We start from the raw sequence: 22,336 nt of genomic DNA on the forward strand, positions 1-22,336 counted from the left end.
CGGGCGGTGGCTGTCGAAACGTCGGTCCGGAACATCGCAGGAGGGATGTCGGCAAGTCCGATGGGTGTCAACGCGGGTCCGGCGGGTCCTGCTCTCAGGCGGCGACCCGCCCTTCGAGCGGGAAGACCTTCGCCGGGTTCATCAGCCAGTGCGGGTCGAAGACGTTGCGCACCCGCATCTGCTGCTCCAGGTCGGCCTGCGTGTACTGAAAGCGCATCAGCTCGCGCTTCTCGATGCCGACGCCGTGCTCGCCGGTCAGGCATCCGCCGACCTCGACGCAGAGCTTGAGGATCTCGTCGCCCGCGGTCTCGGCCTTCTGCAGCTCGCCGGGCTTGTTGATGTCGAACAGGATCAGCGGGTGCAGGTTGCCGTCGCCGGCATGGAACACGTTGGCGACGCGAAGCCCCTGCGCCTTGCAGATCGCGCCAATGCGCTCCAGCACCACGGAGAGCTGCCCGGTCGGGATCGTGCCGTCCATGCAGATGTAGTCGGAGATGCGCCCCGTGGCGCCGAAGGCCGACTTGCGGCCCTTCCAGATCGCGGCGGATTCGGCCTCCGACTTCGAGACCCGGATGCTCGTCGGGCGGAAATCCTGCGCGATCGCCGCGATGCGGGCGAGCATCGCCTCGCACTCGGTGTCCGAGCCCTCGACCTCGATGATCAGCATCGCCTCGGCGTCGCGCGGGTAGCCGGCCTGCGCGAAATCCTCGGTGATCAGGATCGCCTCGCGGTCCATGTACTCGATCGCAACCGGGATGATGCCGGCGGCGATGATCGCCGCGGTGCAGGCGCCGGCATCCTCGACCGACGAGAAGCCGACGAGCGCCGGGCGCGCGCCCTCGGCCGCGCGCAGGATCCGGACGGTCGCCTCGGTGACGATGCCGAGCTGCCCCTCCGAGCCGCAGATCAGCCCGAGCAGGTCGTAGCCGCCGGCATCGAGATGGTCGCCGCCGATCTCGACCACGGTGCCGTCGTTCATCACCAGCGTCACGCCCATCAGGTTGTTGGTGGTGACGCCGTACTTGAGGCAGTGCGCCCCGCCGGAATTCATCGCGATGTTGCCGGCGATGGTGCAGGCAAGCTGGCTCGACGGGTCGGGCGCGTAGAAGAAGCCCTCGTGGCCGACCGCGCCCGAGATCGCCAGGTTGGTGATCCCGCTCTGGACGCGGGCGATGCGGTTCTCGAAATCGAGGGCGAGCACCTGGGTCATCTTCCCCACGCCGAGGATGATCGCATCCTCCTGCGCGATGGCGCCGCCGGCCAGCGACGTGCCGGCGCCGCGCGGCACCACGCGGACGCCGTGGGCGTGGCAATAGGCCATCACCGCGGAGACCTCGGCGGTGGTCGAAGGCAGGACCACCGCCAGCGGCATCTTGCGGTAGGCGGTGAGCCCGTCGGTCTCGAAGGCGCGGCGCTCGTCCTCCGTGGTCACCAGGGCCTCGGGGCCGACCAGCGGCCGCAGGCCGGCGACGATCGCGTCGCGGCGGGCGACGACGCCGGCATCGGGCTCGGGGAAGCGGATGGACATGGCGAAACCTCCGGATTTCGTCGATCCGATCGTCACCGCGTCAGGCCCTTCAGCCGCCGCTCAGGAGCGTGGGCCTAGACGGGTTCCGCGGCGGTGCGGGGACCGTTTGGAGATCAGTCTATCGCACTCCCGGCGGGTCCGCACCGTCGGGCGAAGGGGCGGCTCAAAGGCGACTGAGAGGCTACTGCAACGTTTGGTCGCACCGGCACATCGGCGTGAACGGCGTTTGCACCTTCGACCTGTTCCAATCGACCAAGCTCTGCCATAAGCCTGACGGCCATAGCCGTCATAATGGAGGAAATCCCGATGCGTCATGTCATCCTCGGCGCCGCCCTTGCCCTGCTCTTGCCGATCGCCGCCCAGGCGGAAGGCGATGCGGCCGCCGGCGAGAAGGCGTTCGCACCCTGCAAGTCCTGCCACAACTTCGAGAAGAACGGCGTCGGCCCGAACCTCAAGGGCATCGTCGGCGAGAAGGCCGGCGAGGGCCGCGACGGCTACGCCTTCTCCGCGGCGCTGAAGAACTCGGGCATCACCTGGGACGAGGCGAATCTCAAGGAGTGGCTGGTCGACCCGAAGAAGAAGGTCCCCGGCACCAAGATGGTCTTCCCGGGCATCAAGGACGAGAAGAAGGTCGAGGACATCATCGCCTACCTCAAGTCCAAGACCTGAGCGATCGACGACCCGGCCATTCAGGTCAGGCCGAGGGCCGTTCCCGCTCGCGCGGGGACGGCTTTTTTTCTTTGCGGTCGCCGAGTTTCGCAGGAGTCGACATTGCCGGCCCGATCAGGCGTCGGTGCCGTCGTGCAGGCCGGTGCGGAGGGTGACGAGATGGTCGAGCAGGGCGCGGCGCCCCTCGACGTCGAGGCCGGTCATGCCGCCGGCCTGATTGGGAATGCAGGCCAGCGGCTTGCGCAGGGCCCGGCCGGAGTCGGTCAGGAAGATGCTGACCTGGCGCTCGTCCGCACGGTCGCGGGCGCGCCGGACCCGGCCCGACGCCTCGAGCCGCTTCAGCAACGGCGTGAGCGTCCCGGAATCGAGGAACAGCCGCGTCCCGATCTCCTTCACCGACAACCCTTCCTCCTCCCACAGGACGAGAAGCACGAGGTATTGCGGGTAGGTGAGGTCGTGCTGGCCCAGCAGCGTGCGATAGGCGCGGCCGAAGGCATGCGCCGCGGCGTAGACGGCGAAGCAAAGCTGGTTGTCGAGGCGCTGCGAGTCCGCGGACGCCTCCGGGACGATTGCGGGCTTCCTCGGCGCTCGCCGCTGCGAGCCTTGCCGAACGGACATGGGCTTTTCGACTCCGGTTGACGACGCTGGTCAAATCCCAGCACGAATTCGGTCAGGCGTAGGCACAGATCTGACGCAGTATCTCGGTCGGGCAATATCTTAGCCAGCACGGAGCGATTGCACAATCTATGCGATCATCCTGCGGCTTTTCGAGACGGACTACCCTTTCCAATCCTTCAGCGCGGCGAAGGGGCTGCCCGAGCGATCCGGCGGCGGCGGATTGAGAATCGGCTCGACCTGGGCGATCGCGTCGGCGAGCGAGAAGGCCGAGCCGGCGGGCAGCTTGCCGCCGGCGGCGTCCTTGTGGCCGCCGCCGCGGAACTTGCGTGCGGCATCCAGGGCGGTCTCGTCGTTCGAGCGGAACGACAGGGAGCCCGTGCGCTGGACGTTGCACACCCGCTTGGCGCCGCCGCGATCCATGATCAGGTCCGAGACGCGCTGGAAGGTGCCCGAATCGAGGCCGAACGAGAGCAGGGTCCCGTCCGAGAGGGGGCGGAACAGCACGTCCGAGCGCGCGAGCACGCGGGCGATCCGCATCCGCGTGGTCAGGTTGCGGTCGTCGTCGGCCTCCCCATCGAGGAGCCGATCGAGGACCTGCCGGCGCAGCGCGGCGACCCGGGTCTCGATCTCGGCGGGCGCCAGGCCTTCGTCGATCAGCCCCGAGACCGCGCGGAGCAGCGCCACGACGAAGCGGTCGTGCCAGGGGTGGCCGACCGGCACGAGGTTGCCGACGTTGTCCCAGAACACCTCGTCGAGCAATAGCCCGCCGGCGAAGGTCGGGCGCTCCTTCTTCCACAGGTCGAGGGCGTCCACGGCCTCGACCAGGGCGGTGAGATCCTCGCCGTCGCGCGTCGCGTAGAGGCTGCGGTTGGCGTGCGCCATCCGCGTGGCGCAGCAGGTCTCGTCGATCAGGACGACGACGTCCGGGTCGTCCAGCTCGAAGCGCTTCGGCGAGGCCGCCTCGTCCACCGGCTCGACCCCGTGCTGGCGCAGCTGGTCGATCGACGAGGCGTGATGGTCGAGGACGATCAGGCGGTGGCGGGCATCCTCGCCCCGCTTGCGGTTCATCGCGACGAAGCTCTTGAGGAACTTCACCGCCACCGGCTCGAGCCCGAGATCGGTCATGATCAGCGTCTCGGAGGCTTCCGCCTTCGACAGGCGCTTCAGCTCCTCCTCGACCACCGGGCCGACATCGGAGTAGCGGGGCACGTGGACGATCCGCGCGACGTCGACGTGGTTGCCGACGATCGCCACGGCGCCGTAGCCGTCGAGGTCGTGATGGGTGATCTGGGTGACGGTCACGGGGCGGTCCTCGGGAGCGATCTCGCCGCCTTATGCGGCACGGCGCGGCCCGGGGCGAGCCCTGCCGAGGCGTGCCTCAATGATACGGGTCGGCGGCGTCCCGAAGCCCGTCGCCCAGGAAGTTGAACGCCAGCACCGTCACCAGCACGGGCACCACCGGCAGCAGCAGCCAGGGGTAGAGCTGCACCGCCGAGAGGTTCTGGGCGTCGTTGAGCAGCACGCCCCAGCTCGTCACCGGCGGCCGAAGGCCGAGGCCGAGGAACGACAAGGCGGTCTCGCCCAGGATCATCGTCGGGATCGAGAGCGTCGCCGAGGCGATCAAGTGGCTCATGAAGTTCGGGATCAGGTGCCGGCCGATGACGCGGGCGGGCGAGGCGCCCATCAGCTCCGCCGCCTGCACGAAATCCTCCTCGCGCAGCGCCAGCAGCTTGCCGCGCACGGCGCGCGCGAGGCCCGGCCAATCGAGCAGCCCGAGGATGATGGTGATGCCGAAGAACACCCAGAGCGGGCTCCAGCTCGGCGGCAGCGCCGCCGACAGGGCGAGCCAGAGCGGGAGCTCGGGCAGCGAGCGCACCACCTCGATCAGCCGCTGCACCGCCGCGTCGACGAAGCCGCCGAAGTAGCCGGCGATGCCGCCGAGCAGGAGCCCGAGCGCGAACGAGATCGCGACGCCGACGAGGCCGATCACCAGCGAGACCCGCGCGCCGTAGATCATGCGCGAGAGCAGGTCGCGGCCGAGCCGGTCGGTGCCCAGCAGATAGAGCGTCCCGCCCTCGGACGGGCAGACGAGGTGCCGGTCGCCCCGGCTGAGCCCGAGATGGGTGTAGGCGTCGCCGCGGCAGAAGAAGCGCAGCGGCTGCGGCGTGGCGGCGTCGGTGACGTAGCCGCGGCGGAAGGTCTCCATGTCGAGCTCGGCCCGGTACGGATAGACGAACGGCCCGACGAACCGCCCCTCGTGGAACAGGTGCACCGCTTGCGGCGGCGCGAACAGGTAGTCGCCGTTGCGCCTCGCCTGCTCGTAGGGGGCCAGGAACTCGACGAAGGGCACGGCGGCGTAGAGCGCCAGGAGCACGAGCGCCGAGGCGACGGCGATGCGGTGGCCGAGGAACTTCCGGAAGATCAGCCGCCAAGCCGAGGCGTAGGCCGTGCCGGAATCACGTCCGCCGCCGGCCTCCGGATCGAACGGCGCCGGGTCGACGAAGTGAGGTGCCACGGGTGCCGTCTCGGGCACCATCAGCGTGCCCCCATGCGGATGCGCGGATCGAGCCAGACCAGGATGAGGTCCGAGATCAGCATGCCGACGAGCGTCAGCAGCGCGACGAACATCAGGATGAAGCCGGCCATGAACTGGTCCTGGCTCTTCAGCGCGTCGAGCAGCAGCGGGCCGACGGTCGGCAGGCTCAGCACCAGCGAGACGAGCACCGATCCGGAGACGAGGTGCGGCAGCAGGTTGCCGATGTCGGCGACGAACGGGTTCAGCGACATCCGGAACGGATACTTGAGCAGCGCCCGCAGCGGCGGCAGGCCCTTGGCCCGCGCGGTCACGGTGTAGGGCTTCGCGAGCTCGTCGAGCAGGTTCGCCCGCATCCGCCGGATCATCGCCGCCGTGCCGCCGAGCCCGATCACGAGCGTCGGCACCGCGAGGTGGGCCAGCAGCGACTGGACCTTCGGCCAGTCCCAGGGCTTGCCGGTGAAGGATGCGTCGTAGAGGCCGCCGATCGACAGGCCGAACCAGATGTTGGCGTAGAACAGCAGGATCAGTGCCAGCAGGAACCCGGGCACGGCGAGGCCGACATAGCCAAGCACGGTGACGACCGCGTCGCCCGCGGTATGGCGATGCGTCGCCGAGTAGATCGCGATCGGGATCGCGACCAAATGGACGAAGACCAGGGCCGCGAGGTTGACCACCAGCGTCAGCCAGAGCGCATCGCCCACCACCTCGGAAACGGGGCGATCGTACTCGAACGACCAGCCCCAATCGCCCTGCAGCAGCCCGGAGAAGCCCGCCGGGCCGGGCATCAGCCCGATCCAGATCAGGTACTGCTCGTAGACCGGCCGGTCGAGGCCGTATTGCCGGATCAGCAGCTCGGCCTTGGCGACGGACACCGCCTCGCCCATGGAGCGCAGCTCCATGATCCGGTTCGTCAGGAAGTCGCCCGGCGGCAGCTTGATGATCGCGAAGACGAGGGCGGAGATCACCAGCAGCGTCACCGCCATGGTGAGGACGCGGCGCAGCACGGCGATCGTCATAGCTGGGCCTGGCGTTCGGCCGGGCGGTCCCAGAACACCTCGTCGAGGCGCTGGACGCCGATCATCGCCGTCGGCTCGAAGGCGTACAGCGCCTTGGCCGGCAGGTTTGCGAGGTGGCTCGATGCGACCACCGGCTGCAGCGCGCCCCCGACCGTGCCGATGACCCAGGTGTTCTCGGCGTGGTTCATCAGCATCTCGCGCCAGATCGCCGCCTGCCTGCCTGCGTCGTCGGTGTCGCGCCACTGGCGGTCGAGGTCGATTAGGCGGTGGACGGCCTCGACGTCGCACGCCTCGCCACTCGCCCCGTGCGTCTCGACGTGAAGGCTCCAGCGCGGCCAGGAATAATGGTCGCTCTGCGCCGGGCTCAGCTCGGTCGGCGGCATGATCGCCGTCGGCACTGCGAGGTCGAGCCCCTGCGCCGCCACCATCACCGTCATCCCGGCCACCGAGCGACGGCGCAGGTTCGTGCGTTCCTGCGGCTTGACCACGAGCTTGATCCCGACCTCGCGCCAGAACTCGCCGATCAGCAGCAGCCCGTCGAGCACCATGGAGACCTCGCCGTCGCTCTCGACGACGAGCTCGAGCAGCCGGCCGTCCGGCATCAGGCGGATGCCGGAGGGGTCGCGCCTGTCGAGGCCGGCGGCGTCGAGCAGTCTTTCGGCCGCCGCCGGTTCGTAGCCCGCATGCAGCGTGCGCATCTCGGGCGCGTAGAGCGGGCTCTCGGGGATCAGCGTGTCGTTGCCCTCGGTGCCGAGGCCGAACAGCAGGGTGTTGTTGAGGGTGCGGCGATCGATGGCGAGCGACAGCGCGTGGCGCCAGCGCACGTCGCGGTTGAGGGCGCGCCAGCCGGGATCGAGGGTCGTCAGGTTCGGGTAGAGCGCGATCTCGGAGCCGCGCGCGAGCGGCCACAGGTTGGTGCGGTAGCCGTGCGCGCGCTCGCCCTCCTTGAGGCTCGGGATGTCGGCCATCGTCAGGCCGCGGAACATCAAGTCGGCCTCGCCGGCATTGGTCTTGGCGACGAGCAGCCCGCTCGAGGCGACGTCCATGACGATGCGGTCGAGATAGGGGAGCTGCGTGCCGGCCGTGTCGACGCGGTGGTAGTAGGGGTTGCGCTCGAACACGAAGCGCGTCGCCGGCGCGCGGGTGCGGGGCCGCCACCCCTGCAGGGTCGGGGCGTCGGGATTGTTCAGCTCGTAGTTGTCGTCCATCCGGTTGTGCAGCGCCGCCCAGCCGCGGAGCTTCTGCGCCTTGGCCGCGGCCTCAGCCTTCTCGCGCCCGACGTATCGCGGATGGACCGGCTTCAGGTAATGCGCCGGGCGGTAGATCAGCGGGTCGCGCGGCGCGGCGAGGGCCGGCAGGAAGCGCGGGTTCGGCCGATCCCAGGTGAAGCGCACGGTGACCGGATCGACGATCTCGACGGTCGGCGGCTTGCCGTCGACCAGCAGGAAATCGGGCGGGCCGCCGGGGCTCAGATCCCTGTCGTTGGCGACGTCTTCCCAGTAGTAGCGGAAATCCTCCGTGGTGAAGGGCTCGCCGTCGGACCAGCGATGGCCCTTGCGCAGGGTGAAGGTGAAGCGCCCGCCCTCGACCGCGACGGCCGCCAGCACGTCGGGCTTCAACACGAGGTCCGCATCGTAGCCGACGAGGCGTGTGTAGCCGTAGACCGAGAGGTAGCGCACGTCCCGCGCCTTGGCGATCAGGGTGCGGATCGTCCCGCCGCTGGTGCCGAGCTTGCGCGCGGCGGCGGCGGGATCGACGACGAGCGGGGTTTCGGGCGGCCCTGTCCGAGGGGTATCCGCGCGGGCGAAACGCGGAGCGGCGAAAACCGTCGAGGCAGTCGCGACGCCGATCAACAATGCACGGCGCGAAATCCCGGCATCCGATGTGCGCGCCGCCTCGGCGCGCGTCTCCCTCCCCCCCTTGCGGGAAAGGGTACCTTGCGCAGCAGGGGGGGAGGGGGAGCCCGCGCTTTCGTCGTTCCGAAGCCCGATCAAGCGGCTATTCCTCGCTTCGGCGGATGCAGCGCCACGTAGGTCAGCCGGGCCGGCGAGTAGCCGGTGGCGCGGTGCAGGTCGTCGAAGGCGTGCGCGCGGGCGATGCCGGCTGCGGCCTCGCGGGCGAGCGGGTCGTCGGCCGGCTGCTCGAAGCTGCGGCCGTTGCGCTGCCAGCGGATCGGCTCGGCCCGGTCGCGCCGAGCCTCGTCGCGCCCAGCCTCGTCACGCAAGGTCTCGATCATCGCGATGGTGGGATGCGCCGGGCCGCCATGGGCATGGATGCGATGGCCGGCGGCGTCGTCGTCGAACAGAAGGCGGGTGAGGCCCAGGCGCCTCGCCTCGATCACCCGCCGCCCCTGCGAGACGTGGTCGTCGAAGAACGCGACCGTCGTCGCCGCATCGAGCTGCGACCAGTCGGCCGTCGACCAGTCGGCGGTGCTGTAATGCGCTCTCGGGTCGCAATAATGCAGGTTCGACAGGTCCGGGTCGTGGCAATGGATCGTCGCGTCCGGGCAGGCCTGCCGGATCACCCAGGTGGTGAGCCCGCGGAAGACCCCGGACTCGATGACCGTGGCCGGCGCCAGCGCGCGCATCGCCACGTAGAGCTGGAGCGCCCCGTTGAATCCGCTGCCGCCGCGGCGCTGGCGCACCGGCGCCGTCGGGATCAGCGTCCAGAACCGCCGCACCGCCGCGGGCACGTCGAGGCCGGTCGCGATGCCCGACGCGGCGAGGTCGCGCTGCAGGCTGTCGGCCGCGGAGCCGAGCAACTGGTTGACCTCGCGCGGCGAGGTCGGGCGGTGCGACCAGTCGGGGGCGGCGGGCACGAGGTCGTAGCCGAGCCGGTCGAAGAACGGCGCCAGCACGCGGCGGCGGAGCCGTTCCAGCGTGCGGGAGGGGCGGGGCGTGCTCATGCGGCCCGCCGCGCATCGGCTGCGCCGTGGCGGACGTGGTAGCCCGGCTCGATCTCGACCATATGGCCGGCCTCGTCGGGCGCCAGCCGGTAGGGCTCCGGCCAGCACCCCGGGTCGGAATGGTCGCCGGTGACCGCCGAGAAATCGAGCGGGTGGTCGAGGCTCGGGTCGGGCACCGCGGCGAGCAGCGCGCGGGTATAGGGATGGACCGGGTTGCGGAACAGGGCGGCCTTCGGGGCCTGCCCCACGATTCGCCCCCGGCACATCACCGCGATGGTATCCGCCATGTAGTCGATCACCGCGAGGTTGTGAGAGACGATGAGGTAGGTCAGGCCGAGCGCGGCCTGCAAGTCCTTCAGCAGGTTCAGGATCTGGGCCTGCACCGAGACGTCGAGCGCCGAGACGGGCTCGTCGAGCACCAGCACCTTCGGATCGAGGGCGAGCGCCCGGGCGATGCCGATGCGCTGGCGCTGGCCGCCGGAGAAGGCGTGCGGATAGCGCCCGAGCGCGCCGGCTTCGAGGCCGACCATCGCCATCAGCGCCTCGGCCCGCGCCCGGCGCTCGCGCCCGCCGATCCCGTGGATCTCCATCGGCTCGGTGAGGATCTGGCGCACGGTCATCCGCGGATCGAGCGAGGCGTAGGGGTCCTGGAACACGAACTGCACGGCGCGGCGGTAGGCGAACAGGTCGGCGCCGGCGAGGGCGTGGACGTCGCGCGGGCCGGTGCCGTCGTCGAACAGCACGCGGCCGGCATCGGGGGCGAGCGCGCGCATCACCATCTTCGAAACGGTGGTCTTGCCCGATCCGGATTCGCCGACGAGCCCGAGCGTCCTGCCGGGCACGAGGTCGAGCGACACGTCGGAGACCGCCCGCACGACCCGCGGCGGCCCGCCGAACCGCCCCGAGCGCAGGGTGAAGACCTTCGAGACCCCTTCGATGCGCAGGATCGGCCCGTCGATCGCCGCCGGCCTGCGTGCCGGCGGGATCACCGCCTTGGCCGGGCGGATCGGCGTCAAGCGCTCGCCCGGCGCCATGTCGAAGCGCGGCACGGCGTGGAGCAGCGCCTTGAGGTAGGGGTGGCCGGGGTCGCGCATGACCGCGCCGCGCGGGCCGGACTCGACGAGGCGGCCGCGATAGAGCACCGCCACGTCGTGGGCGACGTTGGCGACGACGCCGAGGTCGTGGGTGATCAGCAGGATCGCCATGCCGGTCTCGTCCTGCAGCCGGGTCAGCAGCGCGAGGATCTGGGCCTGGGTCGTCACGTCGAGGGCCGTCGTCGGCTCGTCGGCGACGAGCAGGGCGGGCTTGAGGATCAGCGCCATCGCGATCATCGCCCGCTGGCGCAGGCCACCGGAGAGCTCGAACGGATAGGTGTGCAGCGCCCGCGCCGGATCGGGGAAGCCGACGCGGGCGAAGGCGTCCCTGGCCTGCGCGTCGGCCTCGGCCCGGGTGGCGTTGCCGTGGATGCGCAGCGCCTCGCCGACCTGGTCGCCGATGGTGTGGAGCGGCGACAGGCAGGTCATCGGCTCCTGGAAGATCATCGCGATGCCGGCGCCGCGGATCGCGCGCATCGCCGGGCCGTCGGGGGGCAGCGCGGCGATGTCGGTTGCCCCGCGGCCGGTGTCGAACAGGATGCGGCCGGCGCTGATCGTGGCCACCCGGGGCAGGATGCGCAGGATCGCCTGCGCGGTCACCGACTTGCCCGAACCGGATTCGCCGACGAGCGCCAGGGTCCGCCCGCGCATCACGTCGAGCGACAGGCCGTGCAGGGCGCGGAACGGCGCACCGTGTCCGCCAAAATCGACCTGCAGGTTCTGGATGGACAGGAGCGGGCTCAAGCGATCCTCGCAGGCGCGTCGGCCGGGCAAGTCCACCACGCCGGCACCGCCCCGTCCACCGCCGGCGGCCGGAACAGATGCCGCGGGTCGCAGAGCGTCACCGCCGGATGCCGGAACAGGATCGCGAACAGGGCGCCGAGGAAGTCCCAGATCGCTTCGTCGTGGGCGAGGTGGTGAGTAAGCAGCCCGACCGGCCGATCGTTTCTCTCCGCGATGGTCCGGCACAGGGTGTCGATCAGCCGTGCGGGATCGACGAGCGAGCGCGTGCCGCGCCAGTCGATCGGGTCGATTGCGACGTCGGCCCGCATCAGGCCGGGCACCGCCGCTCCGGGCACCGACGACAGCCCGCGATAGCCCAGCGCCGGAAGGGCGGCGGCGATTTCGGGGGCGAGGCGGTTCCACGGCGGCACGAACACCGGCAGGAGCCGGTCCGCCGGAAGCCGCCCGCGGGCGACGCGCAGGCCCTCCGCGGCGTCCGCGATCGCGAGCGGCAGGGGCCGGTCGGCGCCGAACTCCGACGGTTTGCTGCCGGGTGCGGCGTGATCGGTGTGGGCCAGTCCGTGTACGGCGAGGCTGGCGCGTGGCGCGTCGGCGAGACGCTCGCTGAGGGACGGCTCGATGCCTGCCGGGATCGCCGCGACGAGCAGCGGGGACGCGAAGGTGTCCGAGAGGTCGAGCAGGCGGTCCAGGGCGGGCGTCGCGGCGACGGCATCGTCGTCCCGCCACCAGATCGGCACGCGGCGGCCGCGCGCGCCGGACTCGTCGAGGACGGCGCGCAGGCGGTCGAGCGGGGTCTTCTCCGCACGGGCGCTCCGTTTCTTCGCGGCGAGGAGCGTTTCGACGATGGCGACCGTGCGCCGTGCGCCGTCGAGCGCGATGCCGTGGTCTGCCGGGATCGGCGCTCCGGCTGCAGACGCGATGGCGTCGAGCAGCGTCGCCGCGGAAAGTGCGTCCTCGGGCACGATCCGGGCCAGGCCGCGGGCGGCGAGGTGCTGGGCACGCAGGCTCTGCTCGGTCTCGGCGCCTGCCGCGAACGGCACCAGCACGGCGGGCGTCCGGGTGGCGAGGAGATCCACCGCGGTGTTGTAGCCGCAGGTGCTCACCGACACCGCAGCCCGCGCCAGAAGCGCGCGATAATTCGGCTGCGCCCGCGTCAGGACGCCGTCGGCCAGCCTCGCGCGCATGGCATCGATCTCGGCCTGCGCGATGCCGTGGCCGGCAAGGATGCGCCAGCCGAGGTCCGGCCTCCGCCGTGCCGCGTCCGCGGCGGCGCGGCAGAGGCCGAGCCCGGCCGCGCTCGACCCGGCCGAGACCAGGACGCCCGCGCGGGCATCCGCATCCTCGATCGGCGCCGCGTCCTCGTCGACGTAGCCGGTGTATCGCAGCTTGGCGCGCAGATCCTCGTCCACCGGCCAGGAGGCGTCGAGGGCGACGAGATCGGGGTCGCCGTGCACCAGCACCGCGTCGTAGATCCCGGCCACGCGCGCATGCGCGATGCGGATCTTCCGCGGCTTCTCCGGCGCGACGAGCACGTCGCGGATCGAGGCGAGGATCAGGGGTCGCGGGCGCCGCTCGGATGCCGCCTCGACGAGGTCGAGGAATTCGGCTTCGAGCGCTCGGCGGCCGAACGGGAACAGCTCGGTGATCACCACGTCCGGAGCCGTCTCGGCCAGCGCCTGCCGAAGCAGCGCCCGGCGTGCCGCGAGCAGGTCGGCGCCGGCCGCATGCCCGTCCACGCCAAGAAGCCGCGCGAAGGCGGTGCCGACGATGTGCAGCGGCGGCAGTTGCACGAGGCGCAGGCCGTCGAGCCGCACCATCGGCGCAGGGCCGCCGCCCGAGACCAGGGTCACCGCATGGCCCGAGGCGGCGAAGGCGCGGCCGATCGCGGCGGCGCGGGCCAAGTGACCGGCGCCGAGGAGATGCGTGACGGCGATCAGCGCCCGCATGCGCAGGCCTCCGCTCGCTCGGGCACCGATGCGGGACGCGGCGGCGCGATGCCCGCCGAGGCGGCGAGCCGCCCGCCGATCAGGTCGATGCCGGCATCGAGCGAGAAATCCCGCATCAGGCGCGCGCGGGCGGCGTCCGCGAAGCTCCGGCGCCGCACCGGATCGCCGGCGAGCCGCAGGATCGCCGCGGACAACGCCGCGGGATCGCTCTGCGCGACCAGGCATCCCTCGACGCCGTCGGTGACGAATTCCGGCGTGCCCGCGAAGGCGGTCGCGAGGATCGACAGCCCCTGCGAGGCGGCCTCCATCAGCACGTTGGGCAGGCCGTCGCGGTCGCCGGACGGCGCAGGCTTGGTCGGCAGCACGAAAAGGTCGGCCGCCCGCATCGCCGCGATCACCGCCGGTTGGGCCAGGGCGCCCCGGAAGGCGACGCGGCCGCCGAGCCCGCGCTCCGCGACGCGGGCTTTCAGGTCCTCCCGAAGCTCGCCGCCGCCGATCAGGTCGAGGCGCCAATGCAGGTCCGGCGGAAGGGCCGCGAGCGCGTCGATCAGGTCGTCGTGCCCCTTCTTGGCGACGAGCCGGCCGACGCTGAGGATCCGAATCGGATCCTGCGCATCCGTGCCGTCGCGCGGCGGCCGGAGGGGCGGCGCCGGAAAGCGGGCGAGATCGAGGCCGTGATAGGCCAGCGCGACGGAGCCGGCTTCCGCTGCCGCCCGACCCGCCGACACCGCCCGCAGGCGGCCGAGGCCGTCGCGGGTGCAGGTCACCCCCCAGGCCGCGTCGGAGAGCTTGTCGGACAGCTCGCGGTCCGGCGTCGTCCAGATGTCCTTGGCGTGCGCGGAAAAGCTCCAGCTTCGCTCCGTCAGGAGCGCGGCGTAGCGCGCGACGCTGGCCGGCGTGTGGAGGAAATGCGCGTGCAGGTGGCGGACCGCCTCGGGCAGCTCCCGCGCCAGCACCAGAGCCTGCCCGAGGCGGCGGATGCGCGAGGCCGTTGGGTCGTGCAGGAAATCCGTGGCGAATTGGAGCGCCAGCGCGACGAAGCGCCGGCGGCGGAGGCCCCAGGCCAGCCCGCGCAGGACCCGCAGGGGCGCCTCGTGCAGGTATTCGGGGAGGTAGGCCACCGGCGCCGCGATCGCGTCGTGCATCGGATGGCGGCTCGCGTCGGTCGGGCGGCGCAGCGACCAGATCGCCAGCGCGAGGCCGCGGCCCTCGAGCGCCAGGATCTCCTGCGCGATGAAGGTCTCCGACAATCGCGGATAGCCCTTCAGCACGATCGCGATGCGCGCCTCGCTCACGGCCTGTCACCGAGGGCGAGGACGGGTGCGCCAGCGTTCAGCACGCGGACGCGCTCGGCGATCCGGTCGAGGCCGCCGAGCAGGTCGGGGATCCGCGCGCGCGACGGAGGCGCCTGGTCCGGCAGGGCCCGGAGCGCCGCCGCCATGCGCATGGGGTCGCGCCCGTCCGCCTCCAGCACGGTGCGGGCGAGGCCGAGGCCTTCGGCGGCCACCGCGCGGATCTCCTGCTCGCGCCGCGGCGTGGTGCGCGGCACCAGAAGCGCTCGCTTGTCGAAGGACAGGATCTCGCAGAACGTGTTGTAGCCGCCCATCGCTACGACGCCCGACGCCTTCTCCATCAGGAGCTCGATCTCGCTGTCGAAGGTGATCGCGGAGAGCCGGCCCGGCAGCCGCGCGATCCGGCCCAGGAACGCCGCCCGGCTCTTCGAGGCGAGGAAGGGTCCGAAGGCGATCAGCGCGGGAAGCGGGATCGCGGGATCGGCCTCGTAGGCCGAGATCACCCAGTCGATCAGCCCGTCGCCGTCGCCACCGCCGCCGGGGGTGACCAGGATGAACGGCTCGGCTGCGACGCCGGGCTCGGCCCGGTCCGGTCGGGGGCGCGGCGCGGCGCGGTGGAGATAGCCGGTATAGGTCGTCCGATCCGAGAATTCCGCACCCACGGGAAGCGCCGCCAGCGGCCGGTGGATGCGCGCGAGGCCGTAGATCCAGATCTCGTCGTAGAACCGGCGGATCGCCTCCGAGGCGCCCTTGCGCTCCCATTCCGGCACGAGGCGGTCGGAATCGTCGAGGACGTCGCGCAGGCCCAGCACCACGCGGCAGCCGCGGGCGCGCAGGTGCTCCAGGGTCGGAAGCATCTCGCCGTGGAAGCCCGTCGGCTCCTTATCGACGATCACCAGGTTCGGCCGGAAGTCGCGGGCGGTGCGCAGGACGATGTCGGCGCGCCGGGCGACCGTCTCCTGCAGCGACGCCTGCGGGTCGAGCCCGGCATAGCTGCCGTCGGCGCGCTTGGTGACGCCGGGCACGCGCACGGAGGAGACGCCGCGGGCGAAGGCGAAGCGGGCGACCACCGTCGAGCCGGAGACGATCATCGCCTCGACCTCGCCGGTGCCGGCCAGCGCGTTCGCGATGGTGCGCGAGCGGCGCAGGTGCCCGAGCCCGAACGTGTCGTGGCTGTAGATCAGGACGCGGCTCGGGCGCATCACGGTCTCATCCTCGAACGCCCCCTCGCGCCGCCGCCATCCGCGCCCCGGCACGCGCAGCGCATGCAGGCGCAGCGTCGCAGCCGGTCTGCGGTCGCACAAGCCGGGCCGCCGTGACAATGCCTCGCGTGGGACGACACCGCATTCCGGAGTGACGGAGGCCCGAGGCTGTGAGTCCGCGCACGCTCGGGCTTCGCCTTTTCGTTGCACGATGACATGCGTGTGACGCGCGGGCTCGCGAGAGGGTATGGGAGCCGGAACGGGGGCCGGGGACGGGCGATGCGGGATCTGGAGCCGACGCTGTTCGGCTATATCTGGCGACATTCGAAGCGCGACCAGTTCGCGATCTGCGCCGTCGTGCTCGCATCGCTGCCGTTCTACTTCGCCTCGCTCGACCTGCCCAAGCGCATCGTCAACGACGCCATCTCCGGCAAGGCGTTCAAGGGCGGGCGCGAGACCGTCGACTTCCTCGACCTCATCATCCACTGGCCCGGCTGGCTCGGCGGCGAGCAGGAGGTGCTGTTCTCCGGCTTCGAGGTCGACCGCACCGGGCTGCTGTTCGGGCTCTCCGGGCTGTTCCTGACCCTCGTGCTGATCAACGGCGCGTTCAAGTTCTGGATCAACCTCAGCAAGGGCGTGCTCGGCGAGCGCATGCTGCGGCGCCTGCGCTTCGAGCTGTTCTCGCTGATGCTCCGCTTCACCCCGGACACGACGCGCGAGGTGAAATCGTCGGAGACGGCGACCATCATCCGCGACGAGGTCGAGCCGATCGGCGCCTTCATCGGCGACGCGATCGTGGTGCCGTGCTTCCTCGGCACGCAGGCGGCGACCGCGCTGATCTTCATCCTGATGCAGAACCTGTGGCTCGGGCTCGTCGCCGGCTCGATCGTCCTCGTGCAGATCGTGGTGATCCCGCGCCTGCGCCGCGAGATCATCCGCTTGAGCCGGAAGCGCCAGATCGCGTCGCGGAGCTTCGCCGGCCGGGTCGGCGAGGTGCTGGACGGGCTCGAGGCGGTCACGGTCAACGACACCGGGCGCTGGGAGCGTGCCGAGATCGGCGGCCGGCTGTTCAGCCTCTACGACCTGCGCCTGCGGATCTACCGGCGCAAGTTCCTGGTGAAGTACCTGAACAACCTGCTCGCGCAGGTGACGCCCTTCCTCTTCTACGCGATCGGCGGCCTGTTCGCGCTGCGCGGCGAGCTCGACATCGGCCAGCTCGTGGCCGTGCTGGCCGCCTATCGCGATCTGCCGCCGCCGCTCAAGGAGCTGATCGACTGGGACCAGCAGCGCCTTGACGTCGAGGTGAAGTACGAGACCGTCGCCGCCCACTTCGCGCCGCACCGGCTGCGGCCGTCCGAGCCGGAGGGCCAGGGTTTGGTACGGCCCCTCGGCGGCCCGCTCGAGCTGGACGGCGTCAGCCTCAAGGATCCCCTCGGCGGCCCGGCGCTCGAGCTCGGGGCCGTCAGCCTGCCGATGCCGGTGCAGGCCGCGATCCTCGCTCCCGCGGGCGGCCTCGGCCACGTGGTCGCGCGGCTCGTCGCCGGCCTGCAGGCGCCGCAGGGCGGAACGGTGCGGATCGGCGGCGCGGACGTCGCCACGCTGCCGCAGGCCCGCCGGGCCCGCGCGCTCGCCTATGCCGGGCCGGAGCCGGTTCTGTTTCCCGGCACGATCCGCGACAACCTCGCCTACGGCCTGCGCCGGCGCCCGGTGATCCGCGACGACGCCGGCAGCCCGGAGCGTGCGCGGCGCCGGCGCGCGGAGGCGCGGCGGACCGGAAACCCGGTCGAGGATGCGAGCGATCCCTGGATCGACTACGCCGCCCTGGGCCTCGCGGACGCCGCCGCCCTCGACGCGCGGATGCTCGACCTGCTGCAGCGCCTCGGGATGGGCGACGACCTCTACCGCTTCGGCCTCAGCGCCTACAGCCTGGTGCACCACGATTCCGAGCCCGGGCGTCGGGTCGTCGCCGCGCGCCGGCACCTGCAGCAGCACTTCGCGGCCGCGGGCATGGCCGACCTCGTGATCCCGTTCGATCCGCGTCGCTACAACGAGCAGGCGACGATCGCGGAGAACCTCCTGTTCGGCGTGCCGACCGTTCCGGAACTGACCGGGCGCAACCTCGCGTCCGAACCGCGCTTCCGCGCTGCCCTCGACAGGCTGTTCCTGCTCGACGACCTCGCCCGGATGGGCGTGGCGATCGCCCGGAACCTGGTCGACATCTTCCGCGACGTGCCACCGGGCCATCCGCTGTTCCGCAGGTTTTCGCTGATCGCGCCGGACGAGCTGCCGGTCTTCGAGCAGCGGCTCTCGGCCCTCGGTGCCGACGAGGCGCCGCCGGCGGCCGACAACGAGGCGTTCCTCGCCCTCGCCCTGGCCTACGTCGAGCCGCGCCAGCGGCTCGGCCTCCTCGATGCGCCTTATCGGGCGCGGCTGGTGGCGGCGCGCTACACGGTCCGCGAGGCGCTTCGACGGGAGGACGGCACCGAGGACGTCGAGCCCTACGATCCCGAGCGAATCAACCGGCACAGCTCGATCCTCGATGCGCTGCTCTTCGGGCGGATCAACACCGCGCGGATGCACGGCGAAGCCGAGATCCAACGCCAGGTCCGCCTCGTCGTGCAGGAGTTCGACCTGGAACGCCGCATCCGCCTGCGCGGGCTGGATTTCCCCGTCGGCAACCGCGGCCGCCTGCTCACCCCGCGCCAGCAGGCGCTCGTCGACCTCGCCCGCGCGATCCTGCGGCGGCCGGAGATCCTGGTGGTCGACGGAACGATCCCGCATCTCGACGGCGGCGCATCGGCCCTGATCGCGGCCGTCACCAGCGGCGGGCCGCAGATCAGCCTCGTCGCGGTCGCGGCGACGGAAGCCGAGGCGGCGCCGTTCCCGGTTCGTCTGCGCTTCGACACGACCGGTTCGGTCCGCGTCGAGACCGCGCCGGAGCCGGAGGTCTCGGTGCCGACCGCGCGTTCGGCCTGAGGCGGCGCGTGAAACGCCGGCTTTCTGCCTGGAATTTCCGTGTTGGAAACCGATTCTGCACTGTCGTCTCGACAAAATGCCGAAGAAGCGTCATGGAATACGGTACGCGTCCGCGCGTTCCTGTCCAAATCCAAGAGAATCATACGCCGCATGTTGCGCAGCCGTGTGCGACGGTCCTTTACCGTCGAGGTCAAGTCGAAGAACCGCCACTCCCTGTCCTGGCCAGATGATCCTACCCCGGCGCCCCTGAACTGGGCCGCGCTCGATCCGGCGCCCGAGACGCCGTCGCCGTTCGATACGGTCTGGCCCGACCAGGCCGCCGCCCCCGCGCCGCCGGTGCCGGCGGAGAAGCCTCGGCGAATCCTGCAGAGCCTGATCGTGGCGGAGCCCGAGCCCGAGGTGGCTGAACCCGTGATCGAGCGCGCGCTTCGGCTTCCGCGCGTGAAGCGGGTGAAGCGGGTGAAGCCTCCGCAGATGCGGTCCGAAAGCCCGCGCGCCGAAGCCGGCCGTTCGGATCAGGCACGATCCGAAATGGTGCGCCCCGATGCGATCTGGTCGTTCGCCGACATCGCGGACGCGTCCTCGGAGCCGGCCGTCGCTGCCCCGGCGATCCCGGCTCCGCCGGTGACCGCCGTCGCTCCGGTCGCCGCAGCGCCTGTCGTGATGCGCAGGCCGACGAAGTCGCGATCGACCGAACCCGCCCTCGCGCCGGGCCAGCGCTGGAAGCGGCGCCTGCCGCGCTCCTGCCGCTAGCCGACGTTCGTGCGAGCCGGGCGCCGGCTCGCTCCATGCGACGGCACCCGTCGCACGAACGTCCTGTGATCCGGGGATCCTGGTTGCGGCCAGGCGCGGGGCGTCAAGCCGCCCGGCGCACGGCGTAGCGATAGCGGCGCCCCTCCGCGTCGAGCAGCTCGCTGTCGGAGGTCTCGCGCCAGACCACGTCGTCCTCGGGCCGCGCCGCATCGGTCAGCTCGGTGCCGCGCACGATGCTGAGCGCGATGCCGAAACCGTAATTGGTCGCCGTCGCCTCGGTGATGGCCGAGCCGATGTCGGCCTCGTCCGGCAGGCAGGCGAACAGGACGCCGTCGGCGATGGCGAGCGTGTAGGTTCCCATGGCGCGCTCCGCGGTTTTCGAAGCGCCGGACCGTATGAGCTGTTTCCGGCCGTGGAAGGGCGAGGGGTGGGATGCTGCAATGCCGCGGTCGGCGGTTGCCCGCGGGAGCCGCATCGATCCCCCGAACGCAGGTGCGGAATGTCACGCCGCCGGCTTCGACCGCGCACGCGATCGTGTAGACCGTCCTCGCCCGACCCCATGATCGCCGAACGCCGCGCACGCCCATGACGGACCCGCTTCTCGACCGGCTCACCGACATCCTCGGACCCGACGGCCTCGTCGTCGGCAACGAGCTCGCGAGCCGACCCGCGAGCTGGACCCGTGCCGACGAGCCTTGCGCCGCGGCCGCGCTCGTCCGCCCCCGCAGCACCGAGCACGTCTCGGCGGTGCTCGCCGCCTGCCACGCGGCGGGGCGCGCCGTCGTCCCGCGCGGCGGCGCCACCGGCCTCGTCGACGGCATCCTCTGCGCGCCCGGGGACATCGCCCTGTCGCTCGAGCGCATGACCGGGATCGAGGCGCTCGATCCCTTGGCGATGACGATGGTGGTCCGCACCGGCACCACGCTCGAGGCGGTGCAGGCGGCAGCGGAAGTGGCGGACCTGTTCTTTCCCCTCGATCTCGGAGCCCGCGGCTCGGCGACGATCGGCGGCACGATCAGCACCAATGCCGGCGGCCTGCGGGTGCTGCGCTACGGGATGATGCGCGAGATGGTGCTCGGCCTCGAAGCGGTGCTCGCCGACGGCACGATCGTCTCGTCGATGCGGCCGCTGATCAAGAACAACACCGGGCTCGACTTGAAGCAGCTCTTCGTCGGCACGGAGGGGACGCTCGGCGTCGTCACCCGCGCGGTGCTGCGCCTGCGCCCGGCGCCGGCCGGCTACGCCACCGCGCTCGTCGCCTGCGCCGACGTGAACGCCGCCGCCGCCATTCTCGCCCGCGCGCAGCGGGCGTTCCAGGGCCGGGTGTCGTCCTTCGAGGGCATGTGGCCCGACTTCTACCGGACGATGACCGCGCCCGGCCGCTTCACCCCGCCGCTCCCCCGGGAGCACCCGTACTACGCGCTGATCGAGGTCGAGTGCGTGCCCGAGGAGGAACCGCGCTTCTTGAGCCTGCTCGAGACCCTGATGGCCGAGGCGGTCGTGCACGATGCCGTGGTCTCGGCGTCTGAGGAGCAGCGCCGCGCGCTGTGGCGCATCCGCGACCGCGTCGAGATGCTGGTCGAGGCCGGGCTCGGCCGCCCGTTCGACGTCAGCGTGCCGCTCTCGGCCATGGCCGGCTACGTCGCCGAGGCGCGCGCGCGGATCGCCGCGATCCACCTGGACGCGGCCAGCGTCGCCTACGGGCATGTCGGCGACAACAACATCCACTGGAACACCGCGCGCCTGCCGGACCCCGCCCTCGAAGCAGAGGTCGAGGCGGCGATCTACGAGCCGCTCGCCGCGCTTCAAGGCTCGGTCTCGGCCGAGCACGGCATCGGGCTGGAGAAGCGCGGCAAGCTCGGGCTCTCGCGCTCGACCGCCGAGATCGCGACGATGCGCGCGGTCAAGCGCGCGCTCGACCCGAGGAACATCCTCAATCCCGGCAAGATTCTCGCGAACCCCGCCGGGTGACGGGCCTCAGAACCCGACGCGGTCGCCGCCCTTCAGCGACAGCATCTCGCGGGCATCGTCCGGCGTCGCGATCTCGAGCCCGAGCCCTTCAATGATCCGGCGGACCTGGGCGACCTGCTCGGCGTTCGACTGCGCGAGCCGGCCCGGGCCTGCCCAGAGGCTGTCCTCGAGCCCGACGCGGACGTTGCCGCCCATCGCCGCCGCCATCGCCGCGATGTTCATCTGATTGCGCCCGGCGCCCAGCACCGACCAGCGGTACTGGTCACCGAACAGCCGATCGGCGGTACGCTTCATGTGCATCACGTCGTCCGGGTGCGAGCCGATGCCGCCCTGCAACCCGAACACGGTCTGGATGAACAGCGGCGCCTTCACCAGGCCGCGGTCGAAGAAGTATTTGAGATTGTAGAGGTGGGCGGTGTCGTAGCACTCGAACTCGAATCGTGTGTCGTTGCCGGCGCAGGTGGTGAGGATGTGCTCGATCTGCCCGAACGAGTTGCGGAAGATGATGTCCTTGTTGGCCAGATACGTCCGCTCCCATTCGTGCTCGAGATCCTTGAAGCGGTCGAGCATCCCGAACAGGCCGAAGTTCATCGAGCCGAGGTTGAGCGAGGCGATCTCCGGCTTGAAGGTCGCGGCCGGGCGCACGCGCTCCTCGATGGTCATCGTCGGCGCGCCGCCGGTGGTGATGTTCACCACGCAGCTCGAGCGCTGCTTGATGACGGGCAGGAACTTGGCGAAGGCCTCCGGCGTCTGGTCGGGCTCGCCGGTTTGCGGGTTGCGGGCGTGCAGGTGGACGATGGCCGCGCCCGCCTCCGCCGCGCCGATTGCGGCGTCGGCGATCTCCTCCGGCGTCACCGGCAGGTAGGGCGACATGCTCGGCGTATGGATCGCGCCGGTTACGGCGCAGGTGATGATGACTTTTCGCGCGCGCGCCATGGCAGCGTCCGTCCCTGTCTGTTCGCGAACCGCTCCGGGCCCTTCGCTGCGATGGTAGCGCTGCCGCCCCGTGCGGGCCAAGCCTCGCTGAGCAAGCCTCGCTGAGCAAGCCTCGCTGAGCAAGCCTCGCCGAGCCGAGCGAGGGGATCG

The 22,336-nt window shown here is 71.3% G+C and carries 17 protein-coding genes; 4 read left to right on the forward strand and 13 right to left on the reverse strand.

All coding sequences use genetic code 11. The features are described 5' to 3' along the window. Nucleotides 1-94: 94 nt before the first annotated feature. Nucleotides 95-1,528 (reverse strand): FAD-linked oxidase C-terminal domain-containing protein, encoded by a 1,434-nt coding sequence (locus ACFZ8E_RS05455; RefSeq protein ID WP_147841226.1) that lies wholly within the window; start codon nucleotides 1,526-1,528, stop codon nucleotides 95-97. 306 nt (nucleotides 1,529-1,834) lie between these two features. On the opposite strand from ACFZ8E_RS05455, the gene ACFZ8E_RS05460 reads away from it, so the two are divergent. Further along, nucleotides 1,835-2,197, forward strand: coding sequence for a cytochrome c family protein (locus tag ACFZ8E_RS05460; RefSeq protein ID WP_147725000.1), 363 nt, complete (start codon nucleotides 1,835-1,837; stop codon nucleotides 2,195-2,197). Nucleotides 2,198-2,311: 114 nt separating this feature from the next. Here the strand turns inward: ACFZ8E_RS05460 and ACFZ8E_RS05465 are convergent, their stop codons facing one another. From ACFZ8E_RS05465 to ACFZ8E_RS05510, 10 genes are all read right to left on the reverse strand, one after another. Further along, nucleotides 2,312-2,815, reverse strand: coding sequence for a MarR family winged helix-turn-helix transcriptional regulator (locus tag ACFZ8E_RS05465; RefSeq protein ID WP_405042249.1), 504 nt, complete (start codon nucleotides 2,813-2,815; stop codon nucleotides 2,312-2,314). A gap of 159 nt (nucleotides 2,816-2,974) precedes the next feature. Continuing rightward, nucleotides 2,975-4,117 carry a dimethylmenaquinone methyltransferase gene (locus tag ACFZ8E_RS05470; protein WP_405042250.1) on the reverse strand — a complete coding sequence of 381 codons (1,143 nt, stop codon included), beginning with the start codon at nucleotides 4,115-4,117 and terminating at the stop codon, nucleotides 2,975-2,977. Nucleotides 4,118-4,193: 76 nt separating this feature from the next. Further along, on the reverse strand, nucleotides 4,194-5,351 hold the full coding sequence (locus ACFZ8E_RS05475; protein ID WP_405042251.1) for an ABC transporter permease: 1,158 nt from the start codon (nucleotides 5,349-5,351) through the stop codon (nucleotides 4,194-4,196). Next, entirely contained in the window at nucleotides 5,351-6,367 is a 1,017-nt protein-coding gene (locus ACFZ8E_RS05480; protein WP_243951146.1) for an ABC transporter permease, read from the reverse strand. The genes ACFZ8E_RS05475 and ACFZ8E_RS05480 overlap by 1 nt, the downstream gene beginning before the upstream one ends. Beyond that, nucleotides 6,364-8,220 carry an ABC transporter substrate-binding protein gene (locus ACFZ8E_RS05485; protein WP_243951144.1) on the reverse strand — a complete coding sequence of 619 codons (1,857 nt, stop codon included), beginning with the start codon at nucleotides 8,218-8,220 and terminating at the stop codon, nucleotides 6,364-6,366. The genes ACFZ8E_RS05480 and ACFZ8E_RS05485 overlap by 4 nt, the downstream gene beginning before the upstream one ends. 137 nt (nucleotides 8,221-8,357) lie before the next feature. After that, entirely contained in the window at nucleotides 8,358-9,272 is a 915-nt protein-coding gene (locus ACFZ8E_RS05490; RefSeq protein ID WP_405042252.1) for a hypothetical protein, read from the reverse strand. Further along, nucleotides 9,269-11,110, reverse strand: a complete 1,842-nt coding sequence (locus ACFZ8E_RS05495) for an ABC transporter ATP-binding protein (RefSeq protein ID WP_243935506.1) — start codon at nucleotides 11,108-11,110, stop codon at nucleotides 9,269-9,271. Before ACFZ8E_RS05495 ends, ACFZ8E_RS05490 begins: the two co-directional genes overlap by 4 nt. Further along, nucleotides 11,107-13,056 carry a glycosyltransferase gene (locus ACFZ8E_RS05500; RefSeq protein ID WP_405042253.1) on the reverse strand — a complete coding sequence of 650 codons (1,950 nt, stop codon included), beginning with the start codon at nucleotides 13,054-13,056 and terminating at the stop codon, nucleotides 11,107-11,109. The genes ACFZ8E_RS05495 and ACFZ8E_RS05500 overlap by 4 nt, the downstream gene beginning before the upstream one ends. Beyond that, nucleotides 13,044-14,351: a glycosyltransferase family 4 protein gene (locus tag ACFZ8E_RS05505; protein WP_405042254.1), complete on the reverse strand. Its 1,308-nt coding sequence runs from the start codon at nucleotides 14,349-14,351 to the stop codon at nucleotides 13,044-13,046. The genes ACFZ8E_RS05500 and ACFZ8E_RS05505 overlap by 13 nt, the downstream gene beginning before the upstream one ends. Then, a complete protein-coding gene (locus ACFZ8E_RS05510; RefSeq protein ID WP_405042255.1) occupies nucleotides 14,348-15,652 on the reverse strand; it encodes a glycosyltransferase family protein in 1,305 nt (434 codons plus the stop codon). Before ACFZ8E_RS05510 ends, ACFZ8E_RS05505 begins: the two co-directional genes overlap by 4 nt. Nucleotides 15,653-15,829: 177 nt before the next feature. On the opposite strand from ACFZ8E_RS05510, the gene ACFZ8E_RS05515 reads away from it, so the two are divergent. Beyond that, nucleotides 15,830-18,526, forward strand: a complete 2,697-nt coding sequence (locus tag ACFZ8E_RS05515) for an ABC transporter transmembrane domain-containing protein (protein WP_405042256.1) — start codon at nucleotides 15,830-15,832, stop codon at nucleotides 18,524-18,526. A 42-nt stretch (nucleotides 18,527-18,568) separates the two neighbouring features. Further along, a complete protein-coding gene (locus ACFZ8E_RS05520; RefSeq protein ID WP_405042257.1) occupies nucleotides 18,569-19,279 on the forward strand; it encodes a hypothetical protein in 711 nt (236 codons plus the stop codon). A gap of 103 nt (nucleotides 19,280-19,382) precedes the next feature. On the opposite strand, the gene ACFZ8E_RS05525 is transcribed toward ACFZ8E_RS05520, so the two are convergent. Beyond that, nucleotides 19,383-19,640 (reverse strand): hypothetical protein, encoded by a 258-nt coding sequence (locus ACFZ8E_RS05525; RefSeq protein WP_147729370.1) that lies wholly within the window; start codon nucleotides 19,638-19,640, stop codon nucleotides 19,383-19,385. A 224-nt stretch (nucleotides 19,641-19,864) separates the two neighbouring features. Between ACFZ8E_RS05525 and ACFZ8E_RS05530 the strand changes: the two genes are divergently transcribed. Then, a complete protein-coding gene (locus ACFZ8E_RS05530) occupies nucleotides 19,865-21,250 on the forward strand; it encodes an FAD-binding oxidoreductase (protein ID WP_405042258.1) in 1,386 nt (461 codons plus the stop codon). Between the two features lie 6 nt (nucleotides 21,251-21,256). Here ACFZ8E_RS05530 and ACFZ8E_RS05535 read toward each other — a convergent pair whose 3' ends face one another. Then, nucleotides 21,257-22,186 (reverse strand): 3-keto-5-aminohexanoate cleavage protein, encoded by a 930-nt coding sequence (locus tag ACFZ8E_RS05535; protein WP_405042259.1) that lies wholly within the window; start codon nucleotides 22,184-22,186, stop codon nucleotides 21,257-21,259. Nucleotides 22,187-22,336 lie beyond the last annotated feature (150 nt).

The sequence above is a fragment of the Methylobacterium sp. HMF5984 genome, from assembly GCF_045033435.1.
Lineage (GTDB): Bacteria > Pseudomonadota > Alphaproteobacteria > Rhizobiales > Beijerinckiaceae > Methylobacterium.